This window comes from Methanobacterium aggregans (assembly GCF_017874455.1).
Classification (GTDB): Archaea; Methanobacteriota; Methanobacteria; order Methanobacteriales; family Methanobacteriaceae; genus Methanobacterium_C; species Methanobacterium_C aggregans.
The window spans coordinates 307,824-319,455 of the sequence record NZ_JAGGLN010000004.1 but is presented as its reverse complement, the minus strand read 5'-3'; the positions used below and the strand labels follow the sequence as shown (position 1 = coordinate 319,455).

General features: G+C 39.6%; 16 protein-coding genes. 13 read left to right on the top strand and 3 right to left on the bottom strand.

The window, feature by feature from the left end; translation table 11 throughout:
* The 5 genes from J2756_RS08330 to J2756_RS08310 all read left to right on the top strand — a co-directional run.
* A partial coding sequence (locus J2756_RS08330; RefSeq protein ID WP_209584531.1) for a hypothetical protein occupies nt 1-296 on the top strand: 296 nt, incomplete at its 5' end.
* 6 nt (nt 297-302) lie between these two features.
* Nucleotides 303-1,034 (top strand): hypothetical protein, encoded by a 732-nt coding sequence (locus J2756_RS08325; RefSeq protein ID WP_209584529.1) that lies wholly within the window; start codon nt 303-305, stop codon nt 1,032-1,034.
* Nucleotides 1,035-1,040: 6 nt separating this feature from the next.
* On the top strand, nt 1,041-1,316 hold the full coding sequence (locus J2756_RS08320; protein ID WP_209584527.1) for a hypothetical protein: 276 nt from the start codon (nt 1,041-1,043) through the stop codon (nt 1,314-1,316).
* A 431-nt stretch (nt 1,317-1,747) separates the two neighbouring features.
* Nucleotides 1,748-2,797 (top strand): ABC transporter permease, encoded by a 1,050-nt coding sequence (locus J2756_RS08315; protein WP_209584526.1) that lies wholly within the window; start codon nt 1,748-1,750, stop codon nt 2,795-2,797.
* Nucleotides 2,790-3,449, top strand: coding sequence for an ABC transporter ATP-binding protein (locus J2756_RS08310; protein ID WP_209584523.1), 660 nt, complete (start codon nt 2,790-2,792; stop codon nt 3,447-3,449). The genes J2756_RS08315 and J2756_RS08310 overlap by 8 nt, the downstream gene beginning before the upstream one ends.
* 128 nt (nt 3,450-3,577) lie before the next feature.
* Here the strand turns inward: J2756_RS08310 and J2756_RS08305 are convergent, their stop codons facing one another.
* Both J2756_RS08305 and J2756_RS08300 read right to left on the bottom strand, forming a co-directional pair.
* Complete coding sequence (locus tag J2756_RS08305) at nt 3,578-3,976, bottom strand: GNAT family N-acetyltransferase (protein ID WP_281063387.1); 399 nt, start codon at nt 3,974-3,976, stop codon at nt 3,578-3,580.
* Nucleotides 3,977-4,080: 104 nt separating this feature from the next.
* Entirely contained in the window at nt 4,081-4,629 is a 549-nt protein-coding gene (locus J2756_RS08300; RefSeq protein ID WP_209584520.1) for a cysteine hydrolase family protein, read from the bottom strand.
* Between the two features lie 253 nt (nt 4,630-4,882).
* Here J2756_RS08300 and J2756_RS08295 point away from each other — a divergent pair, with 253 nt between their 5' ends.
* From J2756_RS08295 to J2756_RS08265, 7 genes are all read left to right on the top strand, one after another.
* Complete coding sequence (locus tag J2756_RS08295) at nt 4,883-5,347, top strand: flavodoxin family protein (protein ID WP_209584518.1); 465 nt, start codon at nt 4,883-4,885, stop codon at nt 5,345-5,347.
* A gap of 163 nt (nt 5,348-5,510) precedes the next feature.
* Nucleotides 5,511-6,299, top strand: a complete 789-nt coding sequence (locus tag J2756_RS08290; RefSeq protein ID WP_209584516.1) for an alpha/beta fold hydrolase — start codon at nt 5,511-5,513, stop codon at nt 6,297-6,299.
* 170 nt (nt 6,300-6,469) lie between these two features.
* Nucleotides 6,470-7,426, top strand: a complete 957-nt coding sequence (locus J2756_RS08285; protein ID WP_209584514.1) for a TIGR03557 family F420-dependent LLM class oxidoreductase — start codon at nt 6,470-6,472, stop codon at nt 7,424-7,426.
* Between the two features lie 138 nt (nt 7,427-7,564).
* Nucleotides 7,565-7,867: a DUF6506 family protein gene (locus J2756_RS08280; RefSeq protein ID WP_209584512.1), complete on the top strand. Its 303-nt coding sequence runs from the start codon at nt 7,565-7,567 to the stop codon at nt 7,865-7,867.
* A 96-nt stretch (nt 7,868-7,963) separates the two neighbouring features.
* Nucleotides 7,964-8,716, top strand: coding sequence for a class I SAM-dependent methyltransferase (locus J2756_RS08275; RefSeq protein ID WP_209584510.1), 753 nt, complete (start codon nt 7,964-7,966; stop codon nt 8,714-8,716).
* Between the two features lie 36 nt (nt 8,717-8,752).
* Complete coding sequence (locus tag J2756_RS08270) at nt 8,753-9,589, top strand: isocitrate lyase/PEP mutase family protein (RefSeq protein WP_209584508.1); 837 nt, start codon at nt 8,753-8,755, stop codon at nt 9,587-9,589.
* Nucleotides 9,590-9,678: 89 nt separating this feature from the next.
* Nucleotides 9,679-10,101: a DUF3788 domain-containing protein gene (locus tag J2756_RS08265; RefSeq protein ID WP_209584507.1), complete on the top strand. Its 423-nt coding sequence runs from the start codon at nt 9,679-9,681 to the stop codon at nt 10,099-10,101.
* A 32-nt stretch (nt 10,102-10,133) separates the two neighbouring features.
* Here J2756_RS08265 and J2756_RS08260 read toward each other — a convergent pair whose 3' ends face one another.
* Nucleotides 10,134-10,736: a uracil-DNA glycosylase family protein gene (locus J2756_RS08260; protein ID WP_245315999.1), complete on the bottom strand. Its 603-nt coding sequence runs from the start codon at nt 10,734-10,736 to the stop codon at nt 10,134-10,136.
* 205 nt (nt 10,737-10,941) lie between these two features.
* On the opposite strand from J2756_RS08260, the gene J2756_RS08255 reads away from it, so the two are divergent.
* Nucleotides 10,942-11,622, top strand: a complete 681-nt coding sequence (locus J2756_RS08255) for a RibD family protein (RefSeq protein ID WP_209584495.1) — start codon at nt 10,942-10,944, stop codon at nt 11,620-11,622.
* Nucleotides 11,623-11,632: the final 10 nt, after the last annotated feature.

Below are 11,632 nucleotides of genomic sequence, written 5' to 3'. Positions count from 1 at the left end.
CTAACCCCCAAGAGGTTACTGCTGAATACTTCCTCAAACTTAAGAAAATGAACTGGAAAGACAAAAAAGTGAAAAAATTACACGGAAAACTGCATCAGTTTAGGCGTGATAATTTTATTGAAACACGAAAAATAACAACTAGTAAATTTTCTGTAACTGAAACTGCTTTTATTTTGTTTCTTGCGGCTTGTTGTGCTGTGAACGATGATCGGTTGAAGATAAGGGAGTCTGATCTTTTAATGGCTTATAAAACTTATTTCAAACTTTTAAACACGGATATTACCAGGTTGATGTGATTTGTTATGGGATTCTGGAGTGCAGAGCCGGCTGTTGATGTTGCGGGTAAAGTTTTGGATGAGTTTGGTGATGTTGATGGGTTAAAAAAAGTGATTAAGAGTATACTTGCTTTGGAAGATTCTGAAGTTTATGAAAAGCTTGTTCATGTGCGTTTTGATGGTCTTATGGGTTCTGATGTTGAAATAGATAGAAGTGAAGATGAATTTTCATCATTAGAGAAATTTGCAATAGAAAATCTTAGTAAATTTCCTTTAAGTATTCCTTTAGCACCATTAATTGGAATAAAAGAATTTTTAGTGAGTTATAGTTTTATTGCAGGTATTTATCATGTTAATTTGGGAAGAAAATTAAATTTAGAAGACAGAAATAAAATATTCCATAGCTCCATGGCCACAAGAATAATCTTACTCTTAGAAGATTTTGATTCTGACATTGAAACTCCCAATTCTAGTGCTGAATTCTTCAAACGTTTAGGTAAAGTTAAATGGCAAAATAAACAGGTGAAGCGGCTTTATAATCATATTCATGAAATTAATTTTATGTTGATACATAACAAGTGGAAAGGAACAGAAAGGGTGTCAACAACTTTTTTAGTCACTGAAGAAGCTTTTATTTTGCTTTTATCTGGTTGTAGTGCAGTTATATATGGTAGGGATAAAATTAACAGTTTTGATGTTATAAAAGCCAATAAAACTTATCTAAAACTTATAAACACAGATATTACCAGGTTGATGTGATAATTTATGGGCTTTAGGAATTTTTTTGCAGTGGTAGCTGCAGTGGTTGTTTTCGTTGGCACTGGTACGGTCATTGCTTTGTCTGTGGGTTATATTGGCCAATCCCCCGGAAATCCAATTATACGGCTTGGAGGTTTGTTTATATGTTTTGTGCTGGCTTCGATGGTTTACAACCTTATAAAAGTTGATGCAGTTGAAGATAAAAGTCAAAATAAGGAAAAACCAGTTGTGACAGGTAAAGACATCTCCAGAAAACTTGAAGAAAAACAGCAGAAAAGATAAGGGCAAATTTACCTCTTCTGATTTAAGTTTAACTGATAAAAAAAACTTCGAATTTCTTTTTTTCATACATTAAATCCTTATTTTTACTTCTTAACCTTTCATCTTTCATTCAATGATTTCCTACATTGGACTTCAGAGACCCAATTTGGGTGCAATCTGGAGTGAATCCAGAGACAAATTTGAGGAAAATACGGGTTAAATTTCCCTTAATTTTGGAAAAAACTATTTTTAAGAGTTTAATCAACATTAAGATAGAGTTAAATTTGATGGGGTGATTTAAACTGGATTTTAACATTCAAAATATTCAAAAAATTGTTATAAAATCTTCAAATAAAACAGTTATGATATATTCATGATTTCAGTATTTTTTAATCCCTTTGAAGATTTTTTTTTAGTCAATCGATAAGTGAAAGAATTTGAGGTGATAAATTATGGATCTTTATAAACTGGCCTTCAACAACATCCGCAGAAGGAAGCTCAGAAGCGCCCTGACTATGCTCGGAATAATCATCGGCGTTGCAACCATAATGGTGCTTGTGGGCATAACTGCAGGTGCAACATCGGTCGTAAAAGAAGAAACTAGTGCTTATATGTATGATTTAACTGTATCCCCTGCAGGAAGCACGGGATCTTACCTGATGGACAACCAAACCGCTTCCAAGGTGGAAGCCTACTCCAAGCTCTACGATACCAAGGAATTCACAGTCTTCAAGCAAACAATAAATGGACAGGAACTTGCGGTTCAGGGAACCAACGACTGGAAACAGCTCAGACTCAAGACAGGATCCCCAGGAGTTGTTATGGACTACAGTATTGCTGACACCTTGGGCTACAAGGTCGGTAGCAAGGTGAACGTCGATGGTAAGGAGATGGCAATAACAGGAATAGCCAAAGAGGATGGATCTGCTCTTTATATAAATCAGGCCCTTGCAAAAGAGATGCAGGATAACAGGGTAAGTATCATCACAGCCAAAACCCATGGAGACCCAAAAACAGTGGCAGATGCACTTGAAAAGGATGTTGGAAATGTTACAGTCGAAACAAAATCTGATAAAGTAGCAGAAGTTCAGGAGATGGCAGACAAATCCATGCTCTTTGCAAGTCTCATTGCAAGTGTGGGACTCCTTGTGGGTATAATAAGCGTTGTAAACACCATGTTCATCAGTGTAATGGAAAGAACACGAGAATTAGGAGTTTTAAAAGCTATTGGATTTACAAATAAACAGATAATGGGAAGCACACTCTTTGAAGCAGGTATCCTTGGATTCATAGGGGCAGTTGTGGGAGTGATCGTAGGTGCCATTGGAATAGTTGCACTGGCCAACGTACTCAACTTCACTGACTACATGTCAGAAATGCTGCCTGCATGGCTCATTGTAAGTGCGATTGCAGGTTCCACACTCCTGAGTATCCTTGCAGGACTTTACCCTGCAGTGCGTGCTTCAAAACTGAACGTTGTGGAGGCATTGAGAAATGAGTAACCATGTGATAGAATTTAAAGATGTCTGGAAAACATATAAAATGGGTGACGAAGAAGTAAACGCCCTTGCAGGATTGAATTTAGCCCTGAGAACTGGATCTTTCACTGCAGTGATGGGGCCATCAGGGTCTGGAAAATCAACCTTCCTCCATGTTGCAGGAATACTGGACACCCCTACTAGGGGCACTTTCCTCATCAATGGAAAGGAACCAGGTAAATTTTCCTCAAAAAAACAGGCCCAGATGCGTAGAAATGAGATAGGCTTTGTTTTCCAGAGGTTCAACCTGATGCATCAGCTCACGGTCCTTGAGAACGTTATGCTCCCAATGATCAAGGAGGACGAGTCGAAGGCTGTGGAGCTCATCGATAGGATGGGGCTGGAGGGTAAGTACAACAAACTTCCAAGCCAGCTTTCAGGTGGTGAGCAGCAGCGTGTTGCAATAGCCAGGGCTCTTATCAACGATCCATCTATAGTTTTTGCAGATGAACCAACTGGAGAGCTTGACAGCAAGAACGCCAATGCAATAATGCAGATACTCCAGGATCTGAACCGTAAGGATGGTGTCACCATCGTGGTTGTAACCCACAACCTGGAATCTGCTGAATATGCAGATGAGATCATTGAGATGAGGGATGGGAAGATCAGGGTATAATTCCCTTCAGGGATAAATTCCTTCCCTTTTTTTTTATTGAAAACTTATTATTTTTTTCAATTCTTGTTTTTTAATTTTTTAAGTTAATACTTTGATTTAAATAAATTGATTAAAAAAAATAACTTGTTTTAATAGGTTCTTTGCTCCAGAACAGTTGCCCTGTGGTAAAATCCGTATCTCGCGTAAAACTCCAGGGCTTTTTCGTTACCATTGGCCACAAGGATCCTGCGCTTCTTAACGTGGTTCTCATCCATCCAGTTCAACGCCCTTTCCATTAAGGTGCCACCTACACCTTCTGATCTCCACGCTTCATCAACGTAGATAGAATCAATCTCTCCCTCAAGTTCAGGGGATAACGAGCTCACACAGTAACCAACAACACGATCTTCAGAAACATCTTTTGCAAAGTCAACCCTTAAAGAACCAACTGCAGATTTTTTAAGCAGATCTTCCTTCCTCTCCTGGAAACTAAAATCCTGATAGTGTTCCTGAAAGTTTTCGGATTTATTTTGATGGTGCTGCCTCAGCTTCTCCCACAGGGGTTGTATCAGGTCCAGGTCATTCTAATTACCTTCGATGTAAGTTATTTCCATTATAATTCCTCAAAGAGTTACTATTTTAATATTTTATCTCATTTAAACAGGTTTTCAACCCATTCTTCAGTTGTTAGAACTCTGCTGAACCTCATGGCCTGTGTCACAAGGGTGGCTTTGTGCAGGTCCTCATCTGAAACTTCTCCAGCGTAGTTGGAGATACTTAGGGTTCCTGTTGCATCGGATAAGAATTCCACATCGAAGCCCAGATGCATGGCCTGCCGTGCAGTGGTGTCACAGCACATCTGGGTCATGTAACCCGCTACAACCACGGTATCAATACTGTTTGTTCTTAACCATGATTCAAGGTCAGTCCCTGTGAAACTGCTGGGTAAAGTCTTTTCAACGATACCTTCGTATTTTCGGGCTTTCACTTCGCTGTGAAGCTTCCAACTCTCACTCCCCTTAGCAAAGGTGGGAGCATCCTCTGGATTGGTGTGCTGCACCAGAACCACAGGGATTTCTTGCCTATTTGCAGCGTCCATGGCCGCCAATATGTTACCAAAGCTTTCCCTGGGGTAACTCACAGGTAACGCACCTGAAAAGTATTCATTCTGAACATCTATTATTAACAACGCTCTTTTCATAATCTGCCTCAACATCAAGCTTTTTTAATAGGTTCTACTGTTCTTTTGACATTTATTGCCCATACTGCCTTTTAAACAATGAACCTACTTTAGAACTTTTTACAGTATTATACTTTAATTAAAAGTTTCATATTAATAAACAGCAGTTTGGGATCATGGTCCGAATCAAAGAAGCTGTTCATTCCTTTAAATTTGTTTTAAACATAAAATGATATTTTTTAGGTGATATAATAAAAAAAAGGAGGATTTCAACATGAAAATAGGAATCGTGGTGTATTCCCAGACGGAACATACATATTCTGTGGCTCAGAAACTCCAGAAAAGGCTCCAGGAAAAGGGAAATGAAGTAGAACTTGAGAGAGTTGTTATGAAAGGAGAGGTTCATCCGGGTTCAAAGGACATGGAATTTGAAATTGTACCTGATGTGGAAAAGTACGATGCACTGGTATTCGGGTCTCCTGTACAGGCATTTTCACTGGCACGCCCCATGAAGGCTTATCTTGAGCAGATCCAATCACTTCAGGGTAAAAAAATATCCCTATTCGTTACCAAGGGAGTGAGATTCAACTGGACAGGTGGAAATCAGGCAATAAGTAAGATGAAGGAGATATCCCAATCCAAGGGAGGAAGCATTGTTGGGACGGATATCATAATCTGGAACAAGAACAGGGATGAGAAGATAGATGCACTACTTGCAAGATTCAGTGCAATTTTTTAAATCCTCAAAACATTTCAAGAAATCCTTTAATTTTTTTATCAAGCATACTCCATCATTTGAATTCTATAATACACAAATTGATGCTTAGAATTAACCGGACAATCGGGTAATAAATCCCTGCAGATTAAACAAAACTTAAATTTAACTAAAACCAACCATGTTCATGAATCTGCACGTTGAAGAGATGGGCCATGAAAACAGCGAAACCATCCTATTCCTCCACGGTGGTGGCATGGCGGGCTGGATGTGGAGAGAACAGGTTGAAGCCTTCAGGGATTACCATCTACTCATCCCGGACCTTCCAGAACATGAAAAAAGCGTTGATGTCAAGCCATTCACAATTGAGGGTGCTGCAGACATGATCGTAGACCTCATAAAGACCCGGGCAAAGGGTGGGAAGGCCCATCTTGTGGGAATATCATTGGGGGCTCAGATAATCCTTCAGATTTTAAGCAAAGCTCCGGAGGTTGTGGATCACTCAATGATCAGCGGCACGCTCGTCCACAGCACCCCCCACACAGAAACCTTTTTAAAGCTTCTTAATTACCTCATAAATGTTTATAAGCCAGTTAAGGACACAGATTTCTTCATAAAGGCCAATATGAGAACATACAATATGCCTAAAACTCTTTTCAACGAGTTCAGGGAATCCACGTATCTGATAAAACCTGAATCTCTGGACAGAATACTTCACGAGAACATGCTCTTCCAGATGCCCATGGGACTGAACCGTGCAGATGTTCCTGTGCTTGTGATGGCTGGTGAGAAGGAGTACAAGGTCATAAAAGAATCAGCTCAAGATCTGATGGAAAATTTACCCAACGCCATTGGAATAACAGCCCCTAAACTGGGGCACGTCTGGAATATGGAAAATCCGGACATTTTCAACAGGGTTTTAAGAAGCTGGATAAAGGATGAAAACCTGCCAGGGGAAGTTTCATTTATAAAATGAGCTTCAAAACGCTTCTTTTTTAATAAATTTTTTAATAAAATTTTCAGGATAGAAATTTTTAGATAACATTCTTAACAAAATTATAACTATCACAGCAATTATTTTCCATTTCCCCTCTCTTTATGCAACGATTTTTTAAAAATTCTTTTTGATAAAAAGGAGGTGTATATATGGTTAAAATTGGATATAAACTCAGCAGCGAACTCCACAGCCCATTAGATCTGGTTCGATACGCCAAGCATGCTGAAGATGCAGGATTTGATTTTGCTTCCATCTCAGACCATTACCATCCATGGATCAACAAGCAGGGTCAGAGTCCCTTTGTATGGTGTACCCTAGGGGGCATATCTCAGGTAACAGAAAAATTAATCATAACCACGGGTGTAACCTGCCCAACTGTAAGAATACACCCTGCTATCATAGCTCAAGCTGCTGCTACAGCCGCTGAAATGTTACAGGGTAGGTTTATTTTAGGTGTAGGTTCTGGGGAAAACTTAAACGAACACATCCTCGGTGATGTTTGGCCTTCAGCTCCTGTAAGGATAGAAATGCTGGAAGAGGCTGTGGATATCATTCAAACCCTGTGGAAAGGTGGAATGCAGGATTATGAGGGCATGTATTACAGGGTTGTGAATGCACAGATTCACACCTTACCCGAGAAATTACCTCCAATATTCGTTGCTGCCAACGGTGCAATCGCAGCTGAAACCGCTGGGATAATAGGAGATGGTTTAATAGCCATAGGTGAGAAAAAAGAGTTGGTAGATGTATTCAATGTATCTGGAGGGGAAAGTAAACATTGTTTATCTGAAATTTCACTTTGCTGGGCAGAAAATGATGATGATGCAGTAGACACTGTTTATGAATACTGGCCCATAATGCCCTTTAAAAGTGATTTAAGCTGGGAAATCCCAACCCAAACCCACTTTGAACAGCTTGCTGAAAATGTGAAACTGGAAGACATAGCTGAAAGCACGCTCTGCAGCTCTGATCCCCAGAAACATATGGACAAGATCCAAAGAACCATTGAAGCAGGATTCGATTATATATGTATTCATCAGATAGGTCCCAATCAGGATGAATTCATAGAATTCTACAGGGAGGAAGTGCTGCCAGAGTTCAGATAATGGGCTAATTCCATGTTGCCCTGTGATTGACATAGAGCATTTACCTATTAATGCCCCGGAATAGCAGGCTAGATCGTGTAAGGTACAATTTGATATGGAGTAAGATTATTTAGCACATGTTGATTAAATAATAAGATCATGTCAACTAAAGCCGCATTCATATTTGTTGCACCTGAAAACGATTTTAACAAACACAGCGCAGTAATTGATTCACCAGTTGTTGAACTTTCTGTGGTTGGAGTGAAAAACTACGACGAAGCAGAAGAAGTTGCCCTAAAACTGGTAGCAGAAGGGGTTACAGCCATTGAACTATGTGCTGGATTTGGAAACGAAGGAACAGCCAGAATTACCAGGGCTGTGAAGGATAAAGCATTGGTTGGAGTGGTACGTTTTGATCTACACCCTGCATTCGACCATCAGAGCGGGGATGATCTTTTTTAACTAGAATCTATTAAAGTGGATTCTCAGTTTGATTTAATTTGTTAAAATATTTAAGATAATGGATAAAGGACAACTACTCATATCGGGGGTTAATCTATGAAGCAATGGTACGAAGAACTATTTTTAAATTACGCTGACACCTATGAAAAGGAAATCTACACCCAGGGAACCCTTGGGGAAGTTGATTTCATTGAAAAGGAAATCAATCATGATAAAAACTGCAGAATTCTGGACATTGGCTGTGGAACTGGTAGACACGCCATAGAACTCACAAAACGTGGCTACAGCGTCACAGGAGTTGACCTTTCAGGTTCCATGATCAAAAAAGCCATGGAAAAAGCTGAAACCGCGGGTTTAAATATTGATTTCCAGATTGCAGATGCCAGAAACCTGCCATTTGAACAGGAGTTTGACCTGGCCATCATGCTGTGTGAAGGTGCATTCCCATTGATGGAAACAGATGAGATGAACTTTGAAATTCTGAAAAATGCGGCCAAAGCATTAAAAAAGGATGGAAAATTCATATTCACAACCTTAAACGGGCTCTTTCCATTGTATCATTCTGTTAAAGAGTTTATAGAATCCAACAGGGAGGATGGTAGTTTTGACAACTCATTCGATCTCATGAGCTTCCGGAATATATCAAACATGGAGATCGAGGATGATGATGGAAATTTAAAGGTTTTAGAATGCAACGAACGCTACTACGTTCCTTCTGAGATTTCATGGCTGCTTAAAACTCTTAATTTCAGTAATATTAAAATATTTGGTTGTAAAATTGGAAATTTCAGTAGAGATGATGTTTTAACCACTGAAGACCTTGAAATGCTGGTTATAGCAGAACTCTAATCTGTTACCAATCTTTAAATCAACTATGGTGTTTTTATGAAGAAAAGTAAAAGACTCAAAGAACTTTTAAACTCTGAAGAAACCCTGATAATGCCAGATGCCTATGATCCAGTAAGTGCCCGTCTAGTAGAGATGGCAGGCTTCAAGGCGGTGCAGTGTTCAGGTTACAGCTTCTCAATTACAGCAGCAAGGCCAAAGGAAATGGATATCTCAAGGAATGAAAACTTGGAAATAACTCGCAGAATAGTGGAAACCGTTGATGTCCCTGTTATGGCCGATGCTGAGGATGGATATGGGGATGCAAAGGTGGTGAAAGAAACAGTTCTCCAGTTCATGGATAGGGGTGTTGCAGGTCTGAACCTTGAAGACCAGGTACTGGATGGAAAAGATGGTGTAAACATAATCAGTTCAGATGCCATGGTGGAGAAGATCCAGACTGCAAAGGAAACAACAGAATCTGAAAACCCTGATTTTATCATCAATGCCCGTACCGATGCACTGAAATCAATGGATAACAGGGAAGATGCTCTGAACCTTGCAGCAGAACGTGCAAACCAGTACCTCGACGCCGGTGCAGATCTAACCTTTGCAACCTATGTTGAAACACTTGAAGAGGTCAAAACCCTTAAAAAAGAGGTTAAAGGCCCATTAAGTGTGGCTGCAGCCATGCCCTACAACATAAAAAACTTCTCAATAACTGATCTTGAGGATCTGGGAGTTGAAAGGGTGAGTCTACCAACACTCCTAATATACTCAAGTCTCAAAGCCATGAAGAACTCTCTGAACCATATTAAAGAGGATAATCTCATGGAACTTGATGATAATGGTTTATTGTATGATTTTACAGATTTGAATGATTTGATTAGAAAATAAAAGGAGATATTTTTAAAAATAATCTCCTTATCCTAAAAATCATATTTACAATTCAATAGCCATGATAAATCAGAAATGAGGTAGATTAAATGAGTAAAGGAATTTTCACAGAAAAAATCCATGAACCCTCTGAAGATGAAATCTTTGAAGCTTTATTATCAGTTAAACCATTGTGGGATGATTTAAGGGAATTCATTGAGGATAACTACAAAATTTCAGGTGAACTCAAGTTCTACGGTAAGAACTTTGGATGGGCCTTGAGGTACCGTAAATCAGGAAGGGTTCTGGTCTCCATGTACCCTGGAAGTGGTGAGTTCATAGTTCAGATCATCCTCAACGGGAAAGAGGTTGAAAAAGCCATGGAACTGGACCTTGAACCAGATACAATGAAGGTCATTGTGGATACAGAACCAATACATGAGGGGAAATGGATTTATATCAATGTCACGTCAGAAACAGACTTAAGTGATGTTGAAGATCTGATTTCAGTCAGATCACCCCTCAAACTATGATAAATGACTCACATAAGAATTATAAGGTTTAATTAACTTATTTTTGCATATTTCATTGCCTTTCTTATGTCTTCAGCTATCATATTCCTTTTACTTTTTTCGATGTTGAAAGAAGGACCTGTCTGAGTGTAGGAAGGCACGTAAAGAATTGAGTCCATGATATAATCATTGGATCGTAACTTGTAGGTTGAACCCTGGGGAATAACCCTCTTACCATTCCTTTTCTTTGTTATGTAGTTGATGCATTTAATTGCAAAGTCCCCCATGCACATAATAACGGATACATTGGGAAACTGGGACAGTTCTTTTTCTAAAATCATTGAACAATTTTTCAGGGTTTGGGCTTTGACATTGTAATTTTTCTTAGGACATTTAATTGCAGTGGTGAAGTATATTCCCTTTTCAACCAGTTCCTCAAAATTTTGAAGGGAGTATCCTGCATCTCCAAATGCAGTGCATGTTGTACTTTGAAAAAAGCTCTCATGACTGTAGTAGTAATCTTTTTCATCAAGAGGAGGTGCTTCAGATACAACAACGATCTTAACTTTTTCAGGGTCTAAATCTATTTTGGGGATTGTCCAGTTGTGTTCAACATCCTCACATGGAAAATCACACCCTAAATTTGTGTTAACCATCAAATTCATCCCTCCGGTTTGGATAAAACTATTACATACAACTGAAATTATTAATATTACCTCTGTTTTTGTAGCATAAAACCATTTTCCATTGATTCCAAGGGAAAGCTCACAAAAAATACAATAATCAATTCATTCTAATAATTCATTCAAGGAACCTTCAATTCACTGAAGGTGCTATTTGTAAAAAGGAGTGGGGTGCAAAATGCTACCAAAGGTCATAATCTACAATGCAGTAAGCCTTGACGGCCGTACAACTGGATTTAATGCAGATTCAGAGTTGTACTATGAACTTGCTTCCAGATTGAAGGTTGATGCGGTTCTAATGGGAAGTGAAACTGTGCTGACTGGATTCGAAGCCCGGCCCTTCCATGGCTGTCCTGAGGATGAAGAAGATTTCAAACCCAGAGAGGTTGATCCAGCAGATGAAAGGCCCATTTTAGTGGTTCCAGACAGCAGGGGGCAGGTAAGAATCTGGAGCAAGGTCCGTGAAATGCCCTACATCAGGGACATCCTTGTTTTATGCTCAAGATCCACTCCCCAGGAGTACCTGGACTTTCTGGATGAACGCTACGTGAAGTACATGATCATAGGATACGAGAAGGTTGATCTAGGCTTTGCACTTGAGGAACTCAACACCCAATTCGGAGTGAAATCGGTGAGGGTTGACAGTGGGGGCATCCTCAACGGAGTTCTCATCAGGGAGGGCCTTGTTGATGAAGTCCACGTTCTCATCCACCCCGAGCTTGTGGGGGGAACGTCCCCATCATCCATTTACCAGGCACCTGACCTGGAATCAGACGATGCCACAATACCAGTTTTCCTAATGGACCTTGAGAAACTGAAAAACGACACATTACTCCTCAAGTATCGTATATTTAAGTGAAAGATTTCCC